This is a genomic window from Bacillus sp. es.036 (assembly GCF_002563635.1).
Classification (GTDB): domain Bacteria; phylum Bacillota; class Bacilli; order Bacillales; family Guptibacillaceae; genus Guptibacillus.
In genome coordinates, this window is sequence record NZ_PDIZ01000001.1 from 1,279,005 (window position 1) to 1,298,880 (window position 19,876).

Below are 19,876 nucleotides of genomic sequence, written 5' to 3' on the forward strand. Positions count from 1 at the left end.
AGGGGGATTAAACGATGAAAAAAGTAGTAGGAGTTATTAACCTCGTAGATGAAAAAAACACACTAAGTGAGTTAACCAATCATCGGAGCTTTGCCTCTGTTCCATTTGCAGGGCGGTATCGATTGATCGATTTCTCTTTATCAAACTTAACAAATGCAGGTGTTAACACGGTAGCCGTTTTTACTCGTGAAAAATACCGTTCCTTATTTGACCATTTAGGTTCAGGCCGAGAATGGGATCTCGATCGTCATCAGGGAGGGCTTTTCTTCCAGCCCCCTGCAGATGAAGAACGCAGAAATTCTGGTGACATCCATTCATTTTATGAGAACCTTTCTTTTTTTAAGAGAAGCCTTTCTCATTATGTTCTTGTAACGAACGGACAGCTTGTCTGGAACGTAGATTTCGATCAAATCATTGACGAACATGAGGCCGAGAATGCTGATATAACGGTTGTATACAAACCTTGTGACGACCCTTATACGAGTGGCAGTCATTATAACGTGTTATATACGAACGATGATGAACGGGTAGATCGGTTAAATTTAGGTGTTGAACCGTTGCCAGGAGATAACGTGTTTTTGAACACCTTCTTGATGAAGTCATCTCTCCTTATTTCTCTTGTTGAAGATAGCATTGAGAGTGGGAAGCATGAGTCCATTAATGAAGCGATTGCTGCAAATTTAGATCGTTACCATGTACACGCCCATCATTTTGGTGGATATGTTACCTTCATCGATAGTGTTGAGAGCTACTATCGTTATAGTATGGAAATGCTTGATCCAAATGTGACGCAGGAATTATTTTATAACACGGGACCAATTTATACGAAAGTAAAGCACGAATCTCCTGCGAAGTATTTAGAAAGCTCCAACGTATCGAACTCCTTGATTGCAAACGGCTGTACGATTTCAGGGACGGTAGAAAATAGCATTTTGTTTAGAGGAATTAGAGTTGGAAAAGGTGCAGTTATTAAAAACAGTATCATTATGCAAAAGTGTGAAATTGGTGAGGGTGCAGTGATTGAGAATGTGATTCTGGATAAAGACGTTTCCGTATCACCAAACGAGAAGGTCATTTCAGAAGATCAACCACGCGTTATCGCAAAATCGACTGTCATTTAGTAGGGGGAATTTGTAATGAACGTACTATTTGCCGCATCTGAAGGTCATCCATTTATTAAAACGGGTGGTCTTGGTGATGTGATCGGTGCTCTTCCAAAAGCACTTCAAAAACAGGGAGCAAACGTTTCTGTTATCTTACCTAAATATCAAGATATGAATGAGACGTTTAAAAGTCAGCTTGAATTAAAAGAGACGATTACCGTTTCAGTTGGCTGGCGTGATAAATATTGTGGCATTGAGATGCTTAAGTATGACGGCATCACCTATTATTTCGTTGACAATGAGTACTATTTTAAGCGAAGTGGTAGCTATGGATACTTTGATGACGGTGAGCGCTTTTCATTTTTTTGTAAAGCCGTATTAGAAGCGATCCCATATCTTGAAGATCAGCCTGACATTCTCCATTGCCACGATTGGCAAACTGGGATGATTCCTGTACTAAAGAAAGCCCATTATAGAAACCACCCTTACTATGAGGGAATTAAGGTCGTTTATACAATTCATAATTTGCGTTATCAGGGAATTTTTCCGAAGTCCATTTTGCATGATTTGCTAGATTTGAGTGAACTTCATTTTAATAATGAAGGGGTAGAGTTTCATGGTAATGTAAGCTTCATGAAAGGTGGACTGCTTTATGCAGATTACATTACAACTGTAAGTCCATCGTATGCAGATGAAATTAAACAGCCATATTTCGGTGAATACTTGGATGGAGTTATGAGGAAAAGAGAAAATGAATTTACTGGAATTATTAACGGGATTGATACGGACCTTTATGATCCAGCCAGTGATTCGGCTCTTGCTTATACGTATCACGCCTCACACTTTCTAAAAGAAAAAAACAAAACCGATCTTCAAAAAAATCTCGGTTTACAAATAGGAGAAGGCATTCCAGTTATTGCCCTCATCACGCGACTTGTCGAACAAAAGGGAATTGATCTGTTCTTCAGAGTCTTACCTGAAATAATGGAGCAAAAAGTCCAGGTAGTTGTTCTTGGAACAGGTGATGAGCATTACGAGCATATGCTTCGAGAAGCAGAAGCACACTATCCTGGTAGATTTTCAGCAAACATTTATTTTGATGATGGTTTTGCGCGCCAGCTTTATGCTGCATCTGATTTGTTCTTAATGCCTTCCCAATTTGAGCCATGTGGCATTAGTCAGCTTATCGCGCTACGATATGGCAGTCTTCCTATTGTTCGAGAAACTGGTGGCTTAAAAGATACTGTCCAACCTTATAACAAGTTTACAGGGGAGGGCCATGGATTTAGTTTTGCGAATTATAATGCGCACGAAATGTTAGATACGATCCGTCTTGCTCTTGATCTCTATCATCATGATGACATCACATGGAAAAAACTAGTTGTAAGAGCGATGCGTCTTAACTATTCGTGGGAAGCTTCATCAGTAAAATACTTAAATTTGTATCAAAACCTATTAAAATAATTTCAAACTTTACCGATAAGAAAAGCAGAGGGGAAACTCTCTGCTTTTTTCGTTAAGAATGCTACAAATTTAAGATAGGAGAAAATGACTGATGATATCATGTACAAAGTGCCAAACGATACCAAACATTCATTCTGCAGGTTATATAGAAATCTTTACTACCGTTCCTCAGCTTAATCAAAGTTTACATGACCTCATGGGCCGAAAGCAGCTAGACCATCCGCTAGTCATACCTTTTGTAGGTCAAGAAGCTTTAGCGGATGTTTGCCGCCTGATCGCTTCGAATTTCAATCAGGCAGCAGTTGACATGTTTTTTTGCTCAACATACTCAGAGAATGAAAGGGAGAAAAGTCAACCACTCTCATTCTCGCAATTTTATTCAAGAGTCCAGCATCCTGATTACATAGAAATAATGAAAAACTCACTTTTTACAAGTCATATGCAGCCGATCATCACGCTTGCTGATCAGAGTATTACAGGATATGAGTTTTTAATGCGGCCTACGAGTGAAGACTTTCTTTTTTATCCGAACGAATTATTTGAAATGGCAAGACAATCTGGTTTGCAGTCATTTCTTGATAGTGCCGCTAGAATTGCTTCACTTAAAGTAAGCGCCTCTCATCTAGAAAATGGGACGAAGCGATTTATTAACTTCTTACCATCTTCCATTTATGATCCTGCTCACTGCCTTCGAACGACGTTTCAAGCAGTGAATGCTTTCAAAATTGATCCGAATGACCTTGTGTTTGAAGTAGTGGAAACGGAAAAAATTAATGAAATTGCTCATTTGAAGAAGATTTTTAAAACCTATCAACAAGAGGGAATGAAGATGGCACTCGATGATGTTGGGTCAGGTTTTGCAACTAGAGAAATATTATTAGAATTAAAACCGGATTATGCAAAGATTGATCGAAGTTTGATTTCCCACAGTGACCAGGACCCTGTTAAACAGAAGTATTTAATTGAAATGGTATCGTTATCAAAAGAGGAAGGCATTACATTGCTCGCTGAGGGGATTGAACGAAAAGAAGAAGTTGATTTTTGTAGGGAAATAGGAATCCCACTTGGTCAGGGCTACTATTTTGGACGTCCTGCAAAGGAACCTGTTACAGCTCTACAAGTTTAAGTGGAGAGACATGACTAAATTTGAGTGAGTGACGCTTATGGTCAAGAGCTTCATAACTTCTCATACTATTAAGAAAAAGAAGGGCGCTCCCTTCTTTTTCTTATGGAAATTTAGACTAAAAACCGATATGCTTACGACAGATTACAAAATTGGGGTGACGGAATGTTAACGTTTTATCAACGCTATGCACGTACAGCTTTTGATATTGGACTTATCGTATTAACCGTATTTCTAATAATGTTAGTATCTAGTTTTTTATTTGATATTGCAGCACCCATTATCGTAGGGTATGTTATCTTTTTAATCATTGAACCTTTCGCACGTTTTCTACATCGAAAAGGAATTGGGAAGACAGCCGCAACGACCATTTCAACGCTTTTGTTTGTTCTTGTTGTCTTAAGTGTCGTCTTTCTAGCGGGAGCTATTTTTGTTCTTCAGTTACAAAATCTAATCGGCTTAATTCCTGGATACGTTGCGAAGTTTCAAGATCAGATTATGAATTATATTGAATGGGGACAGCTTCAGATAAATGCTCTCCCACCTGATGTACTTGAAAAGGCCCAGGACTTTTCATTAACTCTTGTAGAAAAGGCTTCCTTTATGCTTACTGCATTCTTAAATAGTGTGTTTGCCTTCGTAACTTCAATCCCAACACTTGTCATTAATTTTATTGTCGGAATCGTACTTGCTTATTTTTTAAGTATCGAAATTGAAATGTGGAAACGAATTGCAGTAAAACGCACGCCGAATACGTTTAAGACCGCGTACTACTTCTTAAAGGAGAATGTATTAAGCGGTATTGGAGCGTACTTAAAGGCGCAGTTAAAGCTCATAACGATTACGTTTGTTCTCGTTCTCTGTGGATTATGGATCTTGCGAGTAGATAATGCGTTTACCCTTGCTCTATTATCAGCGTTTTTTGATTTATTACCGCTTCTCGGTGTTTCGGCCATTTTTATACCGTGGGCTATTTATCTCTTTGCGGTAGGCCAAACATCTCTTGCAGTATCGCTTTTAATTTTGCTTGGGGTTGTCATGCTTGTGAGACAGATTATGGAGCCGAAAATCACGGGTGATTCTCTTGGTGTGTCAGCCTTTACAATTTTATCCTTTATGATTATTTCACTCTCATTATTTGGGATTTCAGGAGTTATTATTTCACCGATTTTACTCATATTGATCAAAGCTCTTTATGATCACGGGTATTTAAGTAAGTGGATCCATCTTCCTAGTGAAGAATTTTCAAATCCACAGGATAGACGGTAGGAAGGAAGAACGAATGTGAAACGAACGGGAAGTTTAATTATCGTAACGATTATCATTAGTGGTGTGATTGGCTTGATTTTAAAACAGTCACCGGATTCTTTTTCTCAGTCATTAAAAAAATCCGAGGTGCCAGAGGAGTATATTGATCTCTACCGTGAAGCAGGGGATGAATATGATGTGCAATGGGAGCTTCTCGCGGCTGTTCATCGTGTTGAAACAAAGTTCTCCACGATGTCGACATTAGAAAGTCCAAAAGGGGCAATTGGCCATTATCAATTTATGCCTCTAACCTGGATCGGTTGGAGTTATGGCGGCAGCCGTCTTGGTGAACTCGATAAGGATGATTTAGTGGATATTACGGATTTAGATCTTATTCAAAAACACGGTGGATATGGAAAAGATGGAAACGGTGATGGAAAAGCGGATCCTTATAATCTTAAAGATGCTGCTTATACAGCAGCAAGCTACCTTTCAGCCAATGGAGCTAGTGAGGGAAGACTGGAAAGTGCACTGTTTGCTTACAATCAAAGCGATGAGTACGTCGAAGAAGTGCTATCATTCTATAATGAATATAAAGAAAACGCTACAGTTGTGAAATTAGATCCTTGATTCAATGTAATGGTACAGTGCTTTCACATATGATAAAATCACGATTAGAAGGGGGCGATTGCGTGAAGATTGTTTCAATCGAACCGACTCCAAGTCCAAATTCGATGAAAATTAATTTAAGTGAAGAGTTACCATCTGGAGACACGAGGCAGTATAAACTTGAGACTGATCTCACAAATGCTCCACCGTATATTCAGAAATTAATGGCCGTTCCAGGCGTGAAGGGCCTTTATCATGTGATGGATTTTATTGCACTAGAACGAAATGCGAAATACGCCTGGGAAGATATTCTCCCAGGTGCAAGAGAGGCGTTCGGTGAAGTTGTTGAAGAATACAAAGCATCAGAGCAGGCTTCTGAAGATTTCGGTGAAATAAAAGTATCAATCCAAATGTTTCGTGGCATCCCGATGCAAGTGAAGCTAGAAGAAGGCGAATCTGAACAGCGCTTTGGATTACCTGAGCGCTTTATGCAAGCAGCAATGAAAGCCTCATCAGCTTCAGAAAATATGGTGATGGAGCGACAGTGGAAGGAACAAAATCCAAGGTACGGTTCACCTGAAGAAATCGGACAAGAGGTTACAGAAGAAATTGCGGCGACTTACAGTGAAGAGCGTCTTGAAGCACTTGTAAAAGCTGCATTTTCAGATCAAAGTGAATCAATTAAGCAAGAGAAAAAAGTGGTCACCCTTGCGATGCTTGATGATGCTGACTGGAAGGTCAGATACGCTGCACTTGACCGTATGGATCCAGAGCTTACTGATTTACCAGTGCTAGAAAAGGCATTGCAGGATGAAAAAGCTTCTGTACGACGGTTATCAGTCGTTTTCCTCGGTATGATCGAATCGAAGGAAGTGCTTCCGCTTCTTTATCAAGCATTGAAAGATAAGTCTGTTACAGTAAGACGAACAGCTGGAGATTGTTTGTCTGATCTAGGTTTTGTTGAAGCCATTCCCGAAATGATTGAATCGCTACAAGATCGTAACAAGCTTGTTCGATGGAGGGCGGCAATGTTCTTATATGAAGTGGGAGATGAAACGGCAATTCCGGCACTTGAACAAGCGGCAAATGATCCGGAGTTTGAAGTAAAGATGCAGGCCGGTATGGCGTTAGAGAGGATAAAAGGCGGAGAAGAAGCAAAAGGATCTGTCTGGCATCAAATGACGCAAGCAAGAAAATCAAATTAATTTCACAGGAGGTATAGGATATGAATCCATACGAAGAATATATGCGCCAGATGGCGCAGCCAATGCGTGATGAATTAACATCAGCTGGTTTTGAAGAGCTTACAACACCGGATGAAGTAGCAAGCTTTATTTCGGAGAAAAAGGGAACCTCACTTGTTTTTATCAACTCCGTATGTGGTTGTGCAGCTGGTCTCGCTCGCCCTGCCGCTCGTGAAGCGATTGAGTATGAAAAGAAACCAGAACATCTTGTGACCGTTTTTGCAGGACAGGATCGTGAAGCAACTGGAAAAATGCGTGAATACCTAGAAGGATATGAACCTTCATCACCTTCCATCGCCCTTTTAAAAGATGGTCAGGTACTTCACTTTATTCCAAGAGAAGACATTGAAGATCATGATGTGGAAGAAATCGTAGCAAACTTGACAGGAGCTTTTGAACAATATTGTTAATGACAAAACTCCACTCATATGAGTGGAGTTTTGCTCGAGTTAATAGGAGGTCGATAAAATGGATCACGTATTTGAACTGCAAGGAAGCTGGAAGGGTGGCCTCTCTGGAGAGGGGATTGTTAAAACGGAAAACCTTACGACAGACGTCTCAATCCCATCGTCAATGGGAGGAAGTGAAAAAGGAACGAACCCGGATGAATTGCTTTTAAGCTCCTCAGCTGCCTGTTATTTTATGACGATTGGCTTGTATTTAGAACGAAATGAAATTCCTTTTGAAGATATTAAAATCTCATCTAAATTGACCGTAAGTGATAAAGGAAGGCTTCACGTTGCATCTATTCATCATTATCCAGTCATCTACCTGTCAAATGATCCTAATGAGGCAATGACTGCACGAATTCATGACATTGCCCATCGAGCAGAGGAAGGCTGTATGATTACAAGAGCGATAAAAGGAAATGTTGATGTTGTCGTAGAACCATCTATAAAAAAAGTGTGATGTTTTTCACTGTAATCGTTCATTTGTTTTGATAAGCTGGCAAAACATGCCTGTCCTCACCATTTAGATCATATTATGAATCTGACCCTTTGCATTTCTTGCGAAAATCATTATAATAAGGTTTTGGAACGGAACAGTGACGGGCAAAATGGAAACAGTGAAATAAAGGAGATAGAAGCATGAATAAAGACTATCGTGTATTATTATTTTATAAATATGTACAAATTGATCAACCGGAAGAATATGTTGAAGAACACCTTGCTTTTTGTAAAGAGCATAATCTAAAAGGAAGAATCCTTATTGCGGGAGAAGGCATTAACGGAACGCTTTCTGGAACATTTGAAGAAACGCAGCAATATATGAATATGATGCATGCGGATGAGCGTTTTGCTGACTTGTTCTTCAAGATTGACGAAGCTTCTGAGCATCCATTCAAAAAGATGCACGTCCGTCTAAGACCAGAGCTAGTTACGCTTCGTCTTGACGAAAACCATGATCCAAACCAGGTCGGTGGTAAGCACTTAAAGCCTGCTGAGTGGCGTGAAGCGATGCAACAAGATGATGTCATTATTCTTGATACCCGGAATGATTACGAGTATGATGTCGGTCATTTCCGCGGTGCGATTCGTCCAGATATTAAGAATTTCCGCGATTTACCGGAGTGGGTACAAGAAAATCTTGCCGATCAAAAGGATAAAAAGATTCTTACGTACTGTACGGGCGGAATACGCTGTGAAAAGTTCACAGGCTGGATGGTTAATCAAGGATTTGAGGATGTTAATCAGCTTGATGGTGGTATCGTGACATATGGTCAGGATGAAGACACTAAAGGGGAACTTTGGGATGGACAGTGTTATGTGTTTGATGGCCGAATTACTGTTCCGATTAACCAAAAAGATCATGTTGTTGTTGGTAAAGATTACTTCACTGGTGAACCGTGTGAACGCTATGTTAATTGTGCAAGCCCTGAATGTAATAAACAAATTATTACATCAGAGGAGAACGAACATAAATACTTGCGCGGTTGTTCACATGAGTGTAGAACATCACCTCGCAACCGTTACGTAGCTGAACATGGCTTAACGGAAGAAGAAGTCAATGAACGTCTACAAAAATTAATGCAAGAGCATATTGAACAAGAGGTTTAATCAGAAAAGCTAGCTGTCTGCAGACAGCTAGCTTTTATTTGTCATATCTGATTTTATTTACTTTAAGAAGATGATCAACTTTTGAAAGACGATGGTCTTCTATTTTTTCGAGGTATTGATGAAGCGTTAACTCCATTTGGCAAAGAGCTTGAAATAGGTCACGGTGCCGCAACTCGCGATTTTCTGCAGATAGGGCAGTGAAGCCTGTCAGTATGTTTGGTAGCTCAGTTGAAAGCATCCGCTTTACAACATGGCGTTCCTCAAGGTCAAGCGGCTTAAGTTCAGGTAAGATTTGCCGGAAAAGGTGAATGAGCCTTGTCGCTCTAGAATGAATAACGCCACTAATATAAGCGTGTGTAGCCACTTGCTCTAAATGATTTAGCTGTTCTTTTAAAACCGGATCAATTGCTCCTTGATCTTGCGTTGCATTTGTACCTAATAAGGCGTGATCCAATAATTTCATGCGCTGAAAAATCCCTTTAAAAAAAGGAGAGCGTTTAATACTTCGCTTAATAATTTTTCCTCGGTCATTAATTAAAATGGTACCCTGCTTGCATTTACCTGAATCTCGTTTTGCAATCATTTGTCGTTCCCATTGAATGTAAAACTTTTTTGGTGTAGATGAACGGTCTTTTTGGCTGTCATATCCAGAAAATAAAATAAGGTTTCGGCGTATTTTTAAATAAACAGTAAATCCTCGTTCTGTACGTTTCCATTTTTGTGGCTTATTTTCTAAAGGATCGAGTTTATCAATAAATTCATCTAACAACTGTTCCGCATATGAAAGGAAGTTTGTTGTACTCGCATCCTGAAGTAGTGATGCTTCCACCGTCTTGAATTGCGGTGGTAACAGCTTTTCAAGCCACTGGGGTTCAGAAGAATCGAAAAGCCCCATGGGATTCCCTCCTGTCATTAAAGTCGATCGGCTGCATCAGATAGCTGCTTTTGCCTCGACGTTGTGCTATCCAATTTGGTTTTCATTTCATTGTTTAACTGATCCATTTCTAGTATGAACTTTTTACCGCTATCAATAATGCGAACATTAGATTTCTCTGTAATCTCAATGGCTTCGAATACATCCTGATAGGCTTTTCGGAAGGATTCAATCGCAATGGCCGGTTTTTCAAGTGTTTTGACCGTTTCCTCCGTATTTTGCTTTAGCATTTCAGCATTTCGAAGAAGCATTGACTCTGTTGCTTCGTTAACATTTTGAACAGCGGAAATTACCTTCTGCTGGTTGCCGAGTGCTAACTGGATCGAAGCTGTAACGGTGATGATGTTCTTCGTCATCGTAACGGCATTGAAGATTGCTTCTTCTAACTTTTCATTATTTTCCATGATCAAATCGACTGAGGCCATAGACTGACGAAGAACCATGACAGCCTGTGACATATTCTTTACTCGACTTACGACTTTTTGTTGCGCCTTTTGGATTGGAAGGGGATTGTCTTTCCATTCGGCCTTAGCCGCTTCCTCATCAAGCATTGTCATGAGCGTCTGACCTAGCTCCATTTGATCTTCTAAGCCGAAAATTCGATCTCTAGCCACATCTTTAAGTTCTTTTAACATCACATTATCTTCTTGTAGCTTATCTTTACCGGTTAGAAGAGACTCAACAATGACTTCAACCTGAGATTCTACCGTTTTATATTTCTTCGCATATTGTTCAACTTCATTGCGACCCATGACGCGATTTAGCAGTTTGTTAAATTTATTTTTCTTTAAGTAAGAGGGCTCAAGTTCTGAAACGTGCTCTCTAAGTTTGTGTAGATTATCAGGTAAATCGTTATTCGGTTGATCGATCATTCCTTTAACCGGTCGCTTTAATGCTTCTAATGACTCTCCAGCATCACGCTGGGCATCTTCACCTAGCCCAGATAAGGATTGAAGTATTTTATCTGTATCATCTTCATGATAAAAGCTTTGAATAATTTCCTCAGCTTTTTCACGTTGAGAGTTAACTTTTTCAGGCTGATTACTCATATATGACACTCCTTCAATAGAATGAAATCGTTTGGATATACTTCCTACCATTCTATACGAATAGATTTCGCGAAAAGTTTCAAAACACCTTCAGCAAAACCTTTCCCTTTGCGAAATAAGTACAAACGTATCGCATGTAAAATAGTTGAAAGATGATGAGAGGGGTGATATGTTTTAAACGGATTTATTTTAACGTTAGGACGTGATGAAAGATGAAAAATGTAAAGCTCTACACCCAACCAGCATGTCCGCCGTGCGAGTTTGTGAAAAATTATTTTCAAATGCACGGTGTCAAATATGAACTGTTAAATATAAAAGAAAACCAGGCAGCGCGAAATGAGCTCATCAACGAGCACGGATCAATGTCTACGCCAACGATTGTCATTGATGGTGAAGTGATTATTGGATTTGAACAAGAACGGATTGATGAACTTCTTGATCTTTCGTCTTCTAAAATGAAGGATTGATAACTTGTTGAAAGAGGGTGCATGAAATGATTGAGAAATTTGTACGAAATGATCGTCAGAAAGAGCTCCTTCATCTAGCTAGTAAGCATCGCGCTGAGCTTAGAGAGAGCGCTGAGCAAATTGACGAGGAAGCGCGCATTCCTGACTTCATTATAGCAAGTATGAAGGATTCAGGCTTTACTTCACTGCCCATTCCAGAAGAATTTGGTGGGAAAGGACTTTCACTTTACGAACTAGTCCTTATTCAAGAGGAGCTTGGGAAAGGCGAAGGAGCAGGTGCGTTATCGATTGGTTGGCACTTTGGTATTCTAAAAGATCTTCAAGATCGTCGACCTTGGAATGATCATACGTATGCGGAACTTTGTAAGGACGTAGTGAAAGGAGCTCTTGTGAATAGAGCTCAAACAGAAGAGGAAACTGGTGATCCAACGAGAGGAGGACTCCCTGCAACGATCGCTACAGAAGTAGAGGGGGGCTATCAGCTTACTGGCCGAAAAACATTCACAACGTTAAGTCCACATCTTGACTCTGTGATTGTAAAATCGACGTTAAATGGTGTGCCGGCTGACTTTTTAGTATCAATGAATCAAAAAGGTGTATCCCTTGAACAAACATGGGAAGTTTTGGGGATGAGAGGAACGAGGAGTGATGATCTTGTCTTAACAGACGTCTTCGTTCCGTCTGAAGCTCTCCTTGAAATTTATGATAAGGAACGCAAAACGGCATCCCTTCCTCCTGCATGGTTACTTCATATCCCGGCTGTGTATCTTGGAATTGCTGAATCTGCACGAGAAGAAGCGGTGAAATTTGTTACTTCTTATCAACCGAACAGTCTAGATATACCATTAAAAGATGTTCCCCATATCCAAGATAAGTTTGGTCGCATATCCCTTGCGCTCTTAAGTGCTCGTCACTTTCTTTATTCGGTCGCAGAGCAGTGGGATCAGTATCCAGAAGAGCGAATGAACATGCAGGGACAGCTTTTTGCTGCAAAAACCCAGGCAGTTAAAGCTGCGATGGAAGCTGTTGACCTTTCCATGCGCATTGTTGGGGGACGGAGTTTAATGAAAAAGAATCAGTTGGAACGCTTGTACAGAGATGTTCGAGCGGGACTTCATAATCCTCCTAGTGATGAATTAACGCTACAAGTTCTTGCGATGAAACAATTTTAATATGAGTGTTTACTCCTTCTATAATTGGAAGGAGTTTCTTTTTGTTCTTATATGTGGTTCTCATCCCTATGACTCCCTATTGTAAGTATGCTGTTCTTCCTCTATCCTTTATGACGTGTTAAAAGCTACTGAAAGGATGGGGTGTATGAAAAAGTCGGTTCTGACGATTTTAATGACAAGTCTCTTTTTTACGATGTTTTCTGCTCAGTCTCATCACGTAGTGGCGGTTACTATGATGAAGGCACCTCCGATGATCGAAGAAGAGCAAACTGCAATTGCTCCTAGTGAAACGCCTGAACCGGAAACGAAGCAGGATGTGGCGTTATTGCTTAACCTTCCTGTAAAAAATATGAATGATGTTAAGAAAGTAACGAAGGATCAATTTTCCGTTACCAACTATTCAATAGAAGAAATTGAAATGCTAGCCAAATTAGTTAATGGAGAAGCGAGAGGCGAAACGTTTGAAGGAAAAGTAGCGGTAGCTTCTGTGACCATTAATCGTGTTCTTTCTTCAAAATTTCCAAATAGCCTAAAAGAAGTAATCTTTGAAAGCGGCGCATATACGGCCGTATCAGATGGTCAATATGATCAGCGTCCAGGACCAGAGTCCTACAAAGCAGTTTATGCTGCACTTAGTGGACAAGATCCAAGTTCAGGCGCTTTGTTTTATTATAATCCTGATATTGCAACTGACGATTGGATTCGGACAAGGCATATTATTAAAGAAATTGGCAAACATGTCTTCACAAGATAAAATCCTCCTGACGAAGGAGGATTTTATGATATCATCGACTTGTACCCACAGTTTGATGAAGGAGTGAAGCGAAAATGACACAGAAAAAAACGTTTCAACCAGGTGAAATAGTCACAGCAGGATATAAGACAGGTAGGTATATTGGAGAGGTTGTAGACCTAAAGGATCCAAAAGCTGTTGTCAAAGTGCTTGCGGTGATGAAGCACCCAACACAGGGCGATCTTCATAATCCAAAACAGCTAGATGTTCCGCTTTTCCATCAACGTAAAGCGCTGGCTCAATTTGAGAAGGCTCTTGTGCCGTTATCAGCTATTAACCACTATGAAGGGGACGTTCCGAATTACAACGAATCGTTGCAAGAAGCCCTTGGTACACAAGAAGCTGAGTTAAAGCATGAAGGCGGAAGATGGGCAGAGGCCTCTCTCATTGAAATTGAAAAACTTAAAGAAGAGTATTTTCCGACAAGATAGTCTTCTTTACATCACTATTTAAATCGGGTAAGATATAGTATTGATTTAGGCTTGCAATAAGAAGACCTAAGTGAAGAAGACGTAAAGGGTGGTTTTTGATTTGCAATCAGAAGCTTCAGCATATCAAGTGCTGTTATATTATCAGTATGTAGAAATTGAAGATCCAGCTTATTTTGCTCGAAAGCATCTTAAGTTCTGTCAATCTTTGAATTTAAAAGGAAGAGTGCTTGTCGGTACAGAAGGAATTAATGGAACCGTTTCAGGAACCGTTCAGGATACTGAGCGGTATATGGAAGAACTAAAAGCTGACGAACGTTTCCACGATATGGTGTTTAAAATTGATGAAGCACATGGTCATACGTTTAAAAAGATGCACGTACGACCACGTGAAGAGATTGTTTCATTAAGACTTGAGGAAGATGTTAATCCGAAAGAAATCACCGGAAACTACCTTGAGCCTAAGGAGTTTATGGAAGCGCTAGAAGATGATGACGTGATTGTTATTGACGCTAGAAATGACTATGAGTATGATATTGGCCATTTCCGTAATGCCATTCGTCCTGACATTAAAGCATTTCGTGATCTTCCAGACTGGATCGAGCAGAATCTTGCCGACCAAAAGGACAAAAAAGTATTAACGTATTGCACGGGCGGGATTCGCTGTGAGAAATTTTCAGGATATTTATTAAAGAAAGGATTCTCTGATGTTTCTCAGCTTCATGGTGGGATTGTCACGTACGGTAAAGACCCAGAAGTACAAGGTAAATATTTCGACGGTAAGTGCTTTGTTTTTGATGATCGCCTTGCTGTACCTGTGAACCGTACTGATGAAGATACGGTGATAGGGAAATGCTATCATTGCGAAGAACCGGCAGATACGTACATTAATTGTGCCAATGTTACGTGTGACAAGCTTCATATCGTTTGTGATTCTTGCAAAGAAGAACATCAGCAATATTGTTCATCAGCTTGTGAGGAAGAAGTTCACATGGCGCAAATGTAACGCAGCGGATACCGCTGCGTTTTTTTTCCACTTAATCAGAGTGAGGAGGTACGTAGAGGTGTGTTTAATTGCTGTAGCAATAAATGCTCATAAAAAATACCCTTTTATTTTAATCGCTAATCGAGACGAGTTTTACGAGCGCCCAACAATGCCTGCGCATTATTGGGAAGATGTACCTGGATTACTAGGTGGTCGTGATTTGAAAGCAATGGGAACATGGCTTGGTGTTACAACAAAAGGGAAAATTGCTGCGCTTACAAATTATCGAGAGCCTGGTGAAGAACCTAAGAAGCATTCAAGAGGCGATTTAACTGCTGATTACTTGCGACAGAATCAAACAGCAGAGGCATATTTAAAAACCGTTCAACAAAAGAAAGAGCAGTACAATGGGTTTAATTTACTTGCGGGAGATTTCAACACCCTTTATTACTATTCAAATAAGCAAAACCAAATTTCCAGAGTAGAAAGTGGCATTCATGCGGTAAGTAATCATTTATTGAATACGAACTGGCCGAAAGTAGAGATGCTTAAGGAAGAGCTCACCAACTATATACGAGAAGAAAACGAACTTGATCAGGAACGGCTTTTTGAAATGCTCTCGCATGCTGATCCTGCGCCAGATCATTTATTACCTGAAACAGGGGTACCAATCGAATGGGAGAGAATGCTTTCACCGGTATTTATTTCATCTGAGAATTACGGTACAAGGGCGCAAACGATCATTACCGTTACATGGGATGGTCAAGTAACCTTTACCGAGCGATCAGGAAAGGATCAGGAAAACACGTACCAATTTATCCTGAATGAGGAATAAAGTTTCAGGTGCTGAATAAATTATGTGTTACCTGTAACTTTTCGATCTAAAATAAAGTAATAGGTTCTAGTTTCAAAACAAGCATACAGGGGTATTGGAAGTTAATACTTATGAGGAGGGGTTTTTTTGAAAAGAAAGCGTCACTATCTCGAAGATCAGCTTTTGAGGGAATCACTTGATATGAAGGAATACCGAAAATATGATTCTGAAATGGTGACTAAAAAAAGACCAGTACTCCGTCAAAATAAAAAGAAAAAACCACTCATTCAAACTCCAGTATAAGTGAGGGAGAAATCCCTCGCTTTTTTTATGGAAAAGGGTTGTGTTTTTTATAAAGCGATGATAAGATAAGTCTTGTCCTTAAAAAAACACATAAAATCAAGTGTTGACGAAGTAATGCTTCATATAGTATGATTATGAAGTCGCTGTTTAATGGAGGATTAGCTCAGCTGGGAGAGCATCTGCCTTACAAGCAGAGGGTCGGCGGTTCGAGCCCGTCATCCTCCACCATTAATTTTAGATGTACCATGAGCGTTATCACTCATAAAATTATGCCGATCTAGATCAATTGATAGAGCAAGGAGCAAGGCTTCACCGAATGATCTACGACTTGTCTCGACGCATCTTGCTTCAAAGCAAAGCTAGCAGAGGAAGAGACAACAACCTGATTAAGCTTCAATAGACTTCGCCGGTCTAGCTCAATTGGTAGAGCAACTGACTTGTAATCAGTAGGTTGGGGGTTCAAGTCCTCTGGCCGGCACCACACATGCGGGTGTGGCGGAATTGGCAGACGCGCTAGACTTAGGATCTAGTGTCTTACGACGTGGGGGTTCAAGTCCCTTCACCCGCACCATATATTTTTTGCGCCCGTAGCTCAATTGGATAGAGCGTCTGACTACGGATCAGAAGGTTAGGGATTCGACTTCTCTCGGGCGCACCATATTTCGGGGCCTTAGCTCAGCTGGGAGAGCGCCTGCCTTGCACGCAGGAGGTCAGCGGTTCGATCCCGCTAGGCTCCACCAATTATATATCGGAGGAATACCCAAGTCTGGCTGAAGGGATCGGTCTTGAAAACCGACAGGGGCTTAGTCGCCCGCGGGGGTTCGAATCCCTCTTCCTCCTCCATCTTTGCGGGTGTAGTTTAGTGGTAAAACCTCAGCCTTCCAAGCTGATGTCGTGGGTTCGATCCCCATCACCCGCTCCATTTTGTTGGCCCGTTGGTCAAGCGGTTAAGACACCGCCCTTTCACGGCGGTAACACGGGTTCGAATCCCGTACGGGTCACCAGCATCCTTTAACGAAATGATTTTCTCAAGCATACTCAGGAGAGATGCTTTTTTTGTTGTTTTCATTTCGGTACATCTCACTTGGATACCGCATACATTGCTGTATAAGAGAGAGGGGATGGACCGAATGTATTATGAAGAACATGAGCATATTGCTTACCACTATGACAACACTGATGCTTATCGCCAGCAGCCAATAGCACCAACATCGAGCCCACCTGCATCACCGCCTCCAAGACCAATGTCTTCTGCGCAAGCAGGAACATTTGCTGTTGATCCTGGCTCGATTAGAAGATGCATGTATCGATTTACGTATATTTGGATGAGGGATGGCAATTCGTTCTGGTTTTGGCCGGTATTTGTAGGGCGTACGTCTGTATCAGGATTTCGTTGGACTGGTAGAAGGTGGGTTTATACAGGAATTAGCTTAAGAAGAATTGACATGTTTCAATGCTAAATCGTGGAGCGCTTACATGAGGCGCTCTTTTTCATGACCTCATTGTGAAAAATAGCGTAAATATCTGGCTTTTTTTAATAGATCGTGCGAAAATAAGACTAACTATTGATCTTCGAAAGTCAGGTGCACATAATGAAATTTCCTCTATGGATGAGAAAGTTATTTGTAGCATTTGTCGCTGTTATGACGTTAGGAACGGTTATTCCTACTGGATACCTGGCAGATGAAAAAAACGAGCCGTCAGAGACGTATCAGGAGGAAGGCCATCTTCTTCTCGATTCATTGGACGAGCCTTTAGGGTTATTGGAACCTACGGAAGAAGAGGCTACAGATTGGCCGACAATTGCAGCTCAAGTTCCTTCTACTGAATTACTTGCGCATTTTGTCACTTATGCAAGTAGTCAGTCAGAAGAACAGGGATTATCAAAGTTTGGAGAAGCGATTTCAACTCGTGTAGGTAGCGAATATTCGGAGTCAATCGTTCCCAAAATGACAGAAGCTATTGTAGCATCCGTTGCAGATCTCGATATTGAAGAACTTAGGACGCTTCGTTTAACGGAATCACCGTCTGGCGGATATGGAGAGCGGATTCTTCATGTATACAGCGAACAGAGTGGAGAAGATCTTTTGCGATTTCACGTTCGAAGAGATCACCCACCTCAGGATGGCTACTGGTTTAACTTTCACTATCATGCAGCAGATGATAATTTTGAAGAGCATTATGAAGTAGGTAAAATTTATTGGGATAAAAACACTCCGCCTAAGTGGCTCTCTTAAGAGAGGTGCGCGGGGTGTTTTTGGTTGGAGAGTAGTAAGGGAGGATTACAGCCTAGATGGAACTTGTACAATGCATTAGAGATGTTTTTGAAGAAGAACCGCTTGTCGGTTCAGAAAACCCGTTTCAGCGGAAATTATTTAAAGAGGGAAATTTTTATCCGGTTTACAGGGATGAACACAATAGTTGGATTACACTCGATGAAGAAGGCGAACAGCATATCATTGCAACAGGGGATTTGTTAAATGATGATTTTTGGTTCACATTTCGGTTTCGAATCGCATAAGAAAAAGCCGCAGCGTGCGGCTTTTACTTCTTTTTAGGGCGCGCATTTTGCGGGCCTCTTTTTTTATTCATCAGAAGAGCGTCTTCGCCCTCTTTTTCGCCCTGGACCCCGGTTTTAGGATCATAAGCATTACGGTTTTTCATACAAGTGCCTCCTCTACGTGGATTCATCACTTAGTATGTCCGATTCTCATTAAAACATCGGGTTTTCTTCGATGAACTGGTAGACGTTATCAACAAGTTCATCTGGCGTTTCACCTGTCACACGTTCGCCGTTTACAAGGCAGTACATTTCTTGGCTACATAGCGTGCAATGGCCAAGACAGGAATATTCAAGGACGTCTAGGTCCGTATCTTTTTCTAGTGTTTCCATTGCTTTATGTGAACCGCTTGAAAGATTGCTCATGCAAAATTCTACAATTGGATTCATTTCTATTCACCTCAAGTTTTCCTAACAAATTCATAACTGTTTCCATTCTACCAAGAAGGGAGGAAAATGGACAACCATTTGCATGAAGGAAGAAACATATTGACTATTACTCATATAATTTGTAAGAGAAGGGTTTATTTCTTTATAATTAGGAAAAATAACATAATGAAGTCGATAGAGGAGGGTCATTATGCATAAAGCAGTTATTGTAGGAACAGGACCAGCAGGTTTAACAGCAGCGATTTACCTTGCGAGAGCGAATATGGATCCGCTTGTCATTGAAGGGCCGGAACCTGGTGGTCAGCTTACGTTAACAACTGATGTAGAAAATTTCCCCGGGTTTCCAGATGGCGTTCTTGGTCCTGAATTGATGGAAAACATGAAGAAGCAGGCGCTCCGTTTCGGTGCAACGATCGAACGCGGCTGGGTGAAGGACATTGATTTTAGTGAACGTCCTTTTAAATTAACAACGGATACGCTTGGCGACATCGTGGCAGAATCAGTTCTTATTTCTACTGGTGCTTCAGCGAAGCTTCTTGGAATTCCAGGTGAATCAGAGAATATGGGCAGAGGTGTAAGTACATGTGCGACGTGTGATGGCTTTTTCTTCCGTGGTAAAAAAATCGTCGTAATTGGTGGAGGAGACTCTGCGATGGAAGAAGCCACTTTTTTAACAAAATTTGCTTCAGAAGTAACCATCCTTCATCGTAGAAAGGACTTACGTGCATCAAAAATCATGCAAGAGCGCGCACGCACAAACGAAAAAATTAGCTGGAAACTCAATGCTTCACCTATTGAGGTTGTGGCCGAAAACAATAAAGTTAGTGGTATTAAAGTGAAGGATAGTGATTCCGGAAAAGAAGAAATTGTAAAAACGGATGGTATTTTCGTTGCCATAGGCCACCGTCCAAACACAGATTTTCTTCATGGGAAACTTAATATGGATGATAAAGGTTACATCCAAGTGGAACCGGGAACCACCAGAACGAATGTTGCAGGTGTATTTGCATGTGGCGATGTTCAGGACTTTACTTACCGACAAGCGATTACAGCAGCAGGAACAGGCTGCATGGCTGCGATGGATTGTGAGCGGTTCTTAGAAGGAAACGCCTTTATTGATTGGAGTATGTAAA

23 protein-coding genes and 8 tRNA genes are annotated in these 19,876 nt (G+C 40.8%); 28 read left to right on the forward strand and 3 right to left on the reverse strand.

Annotation, left to right across the window (positions count from 1 at the left end; translation table 11 throughout):
• The first annotated feature begins 14 nt into the window (after positions 1-14).
• From glgD to trhO (ATG70_RS06655), 9 genes are all read left to right on the forward strand, one after another.
• Positions 15-1,121 (forward strand): glucose-1-phosphate adenylyltransferase subunit GlgD, encoded by a 1,107-nt coding sequence (gene glgD, locus ATG70_RS06615; RefSeq protein ID WP_098443555.1) that lies wholly within the window; start codon positions 15-17, stop codon positions 1,119-1,121.
• A gap of 15 nt (positions 1,122-1,136) precedes the next feature.
• Entirely contained in the window at positions 1,137-2,567 is a 1,431-nt protein-coding gene (glgA, locus tag ATG70_RS06620) for a glycogen synthase GlgA (protein ID WP_098443556.1), read from the forward strand.
• A 91-nt stretch (positions 2,568-2,658) separates the two neighbouring features.
• Positions 2,659-3,693 carry an EAL domain-containing protein gene (locus ATG70_RS06625; protein WP_098443557.1) on the forward strand — a complete coding sequence of 345 codons (1,035 nt, stop codon included), beginning with the start codon at positions 2,659-2,661 and terminating at the stop codon, positions 3,691-3,693.
• Positions 3,694-3,855: 162 nt separating this feature from the next.
• On the forward strand, positions 3,856-4,959 hold the full coding sequence (gene ytvI / locus ATG70_RS06630) for a sporulation integral membrane protein YtvI (RefSeq protein ID WP_098443558.1): 1,104 nt from the start codon (positions 3,856-3,858) through the stop codon (positions 4,957-4,959).
• 15 nt (positions 4,960-4,974) lie between these two features.
• Positions 4,975-5,568: a lytic transglycosylase domain-containing protein gene (locus ATG70_RS06635; RefSeq protein ID WP_098443559.1), complete on the forward strand. Its 594-nt coding sequence runs from the start codon at positions 4,975-4,977 to the stop codon at positions 5,566-5,568.
• A 62-nt stretch (positions 5,569-5,630) separates the two neighbouring features.
• Positions 5,631-6,752 (forward strand): conserved virulence factor C family protein, encoded by a 1,122-nt coding sequence (locus tag ATG70_RS06640; RefSeq protein WP_098443560.1) that lies wholly within the window; start codon positions 5,631-5,633, stop codon positions 6,750-6,752.
• Between the two features lie 20 nt (positions 6,753-6,772).
• Positions 6,773-7,201: a BrxA/BrxB family bacilliredoxin gene (locus ATG70_RS06645; protein ID WP_098443561.1), complete on the forward strand. Its 429-nt coding sequence runs from the start codon at positions 6,773-6,775 to the stop codon at positions 7,199-7,201.
• 58 nt (positions 7,202-7,259) lie between these two features.
• The gene (locus ATG70_RS06650; RefSeq protein ID WP_098443562.1) at positions 7,260-7,700 is read left to right on the forward strand and encodes an OsmC family protein; all 441 of its coding nucleotides are present in this window, start codon (positions 7,260-7,262) and stop codon (positions 7,698-7,700) included.
• A gap of 179 nt (positions 7,701-7,879) precedes the next feature.
• On the forward strand, positions 7,880-8,848 hold the full coding sequence (gene trhO, locus ATG70_RS06655) for an oxygen-dependent tRNA uridine(34) hydroxylase TrhO (protein ID WP_098443563.1): 969 nt from the start codon (positions 7,880-7,882) through the stop codon (positions 8,846-8,848).
• Positions 8,849-8,882: 34 nt separating this feature from the next.
• Here trhO (ATG70_RS06655) and ATG70_RS06660 read toward each other — a convergent pair whose 3' ends face one another.
• Both ATG70_RS06660 and ATG70_RS06665 read right to left on the reverse strand, forming a co-directional pair.
• The gene (locus ATG70_RS06660) at positions 8,883-9,743 is read right to left on the reverse strand and encodes a hypothetical protein (protein ID WP_098443564.1); all 861 of its coding nucleotides are present in this window, start codon (positions 9,741-9,743) and stop codon (positions 8,883-8,885) included.
• Positions 9,744-9,760: 17 nt separating this feature from the next.
• Complete coding sequence (locus ATG70_RS06665) at positions 9,761-10,831, reverse strand: toxic anion resistance protein (RefSeq protein WP_098443565.1); 1,071 nt, start codon at positions 10,829-10,831, stop codon at positions 9,761-9,763.
• Between the two features lie 212 nt (positions 10,832-11,043).
• On the opposite strand from ATG70_RS06665, the gene ATG70_RS06670 reads away from it, so the two are divergent.
• The 18 genes from ATG70_RS06670 (at position 11,044) to ATG70_RS06750 (ending at position 18,314) form a co-directional block, all read left to right on the forward strand.
• On the forward strand, positions 11,044-11,298 hold the full coding sequence (locus ATG70_RS06670; RefSeq protein ID WP_098443566.1) for a glutaredoxin domain-containing protein: 255 nt from the start codon (positions 11,044-11,046) through the stop codon (positions 11,296-11,298).
• 26 nt (positions 11,299-11,324) lie between these two features.
• Entirely contained in the window at positions 11,325-12,470 is a 1,146-nt protein-coding gene (locus ATG70_RS06675) for an acyl-CoA dehydrogenase family protein (protein WP_098443567.1), read from the forward strand.
• Between the two features lie 145 nt (positions 12,471-12,615).
• Positions 12,616-13,224: a cell wall hydrolase gene (locus ATG70_RS06680; protein WP_257147632.1), complete on the forward strand. Its 609-nt coding sequence runs from the start codon at positions 12,616-12,618 to the stop codon at positions 13,222-13,224.
• Positions 13,225-13,298: 74 nt separating this feature from the next.
• Positions 13,299-13,694: a kinase-associated lipoprotein B gene (locus tag ATG70_RS06685; RefSeq protein WP_098443569.1), complete on the forward strand. Its 396-nt coding sequence runs from the start codon at positions 13,299-13,301 to the stop codon at positions 13,692-13,694.
• Between the two features lie 100 nt (positions 13,695-13,794).
• The gene (gene trhO, locus ATG70_RS06690) at positions 13,795-14,697 is read left to right on the forward strand and encodes an oxygen-dependent tRNA uridine(34) hydroxylase TrhO (RefSeq protein ID WP_098445742.1); all 903 of its coding nucleotides are present in this window, start codon (positions 13,795-13,797) and stop codon (positions 14,695-14,697) included.
• A gap of 58 nt (positions 14,698-14,755) precedes the next feature.
• Positions 14,756-15,511: an NRDE family protein gene (locus ATG70_RS06695; protein ID WP_098443570.1), complete on the forward strand. Its 756-nt coding sequence runs from the start codon at positions 14,756-14,758 to the stop codon at positions 15,509-15,511.
• 126 nt (positions 15,512-15,637) lie between these two features.
• The gene (locus ATG70_RS22425; RefSeq protein WP_160919417.1) at positions 15,638-15,793 is read left to right on the forward strand and encodes a hypothetical protein; all 156 of its coding nucleotides are present in this window, start codon (positions 15,638-15,640) and stop codon (positions 15,791-15,793) included.
• Between the two features lie 152 nt (positions 15,794-15,945).
• Positions 15,946-16,021 (forward strand) — tRNA-Val (locus ATG70_RS06700).
• Between the two features lie 177 nt (positions 16,022-16,198).
• Positions 16,199-16,274: transfer RNA gene (locus ATG70_RS06705), tRNA-Thr, on the forward strand.
• Positions 16,275-16,279: 5 nt separating this feature from the next.
• Positions 16,280-16,364, forward strand: a tRNA-Leu gene (locus tag ATG70_RS06710).
• Between the two features lie 10 nt (positions 16,365-16,374).
• A tRNA-Arg gene (locus tag ATG70_RS06715) sits at positions 16,375-16,451 on the forward strand.
• A 6-nt stretch (positions 16,452-16,457) separates the two neighbouring features.
• A tRNA-Ala gene (locus ATG70_RS06720) sits at positions 16,458-16,533 on the forward strand.
• 10 nt (positions 16,534-16,543) lie between these two features.
• A tRNA-Ser gene (locus ATG70_RS06725) sits at positions 16,544-16,636 on the forward strand.
• A gap of 5 nt (positions 16,637-16,641) precedes the next feature.
• Positions 16,642-16,715, forward strand: a tRNA-Gly gene (locus ATG70_RS06730).
• Positions 16,716-16,722: 7 nt separating this feature from the next.
• Positions 16,723-16,797: transfer RNA gene (locus ATG70_RS06735), tRNA-Glu, on the forward strand.
• A 126-nt stretch (positions 16,798-16,923) separates the two neighbouring features.
• Positions 16,924-17,253 carry a transporter gene (locus ATG70_RS06740; protein ID WP_098443571.1) on the forward strand — a complete coding sequence of 110 codons (330 nt, stop codon included), beginning with the start codon at positions 16,924-16,926 and terminating at the stop codon, positions 17,251-17,253.
• A 132-nt stretch (positions 17,254-17,385) separates the two neighbouring features.
• Positions 17,386-18,030 carry a YpjP family protein gene (locus ATG70_RS06745; protein WP_098443572.1) on the forward strand — a complete coding sequence of 215 codons (645 nt, stop codon included), beginning with the start codon at positions 17,386-17,388 and terminating at the stop codon, positions 18,028-18,030.
• Positions 18,031-18,086: 56 nt separating this feature from the next.
• Positions 18,087-18,314 carry a hypothetical protein gene (locus tag ATG70_RS06750; protein ID WP_098443573.1) on the forward strand — a complete coding sequence of 76 codons (228 nt, stop codon included), beginning with the start codon at positions 18,087-18,089 and terminating at the stop codon, positions 18,312-18,314.
• A 192-nt stretch (positions 18,315-18,506) separates the two neighbouring features.
• Here the strand turns inward: ATG70_RS06750 and ATG70_RS06755 are convergent, their stop codons facing one another.
• Positions 18,507-18,743, reverse strand: coding sequence for a YuzB family protein (locus ATG70_RS06755; RefSeq protein WP_098443574.1), 237 nt, complete (start codon positions 18,741-18,743; stop codon positions 18,507-18,509).
• Positions 18,744-18,933: 190 nt separating this feature from the next.
• On the opposite strand from ATG70_RS06755, the gene trxB reads away from it, so the two are divergent.
• On the forward strand, positions 18,934-19,875 hold the full coding sequence (gene trxB, locus ATG70_RS06760; protein WP_098443575.1) for a thioredoxin-disulfide reductase: 942 nt from the start codon (positions 18,934-18,936) through the stop codon (positions 19,873-19,875).
• Position 19,876: the final 1 nt, after the last annotated feature.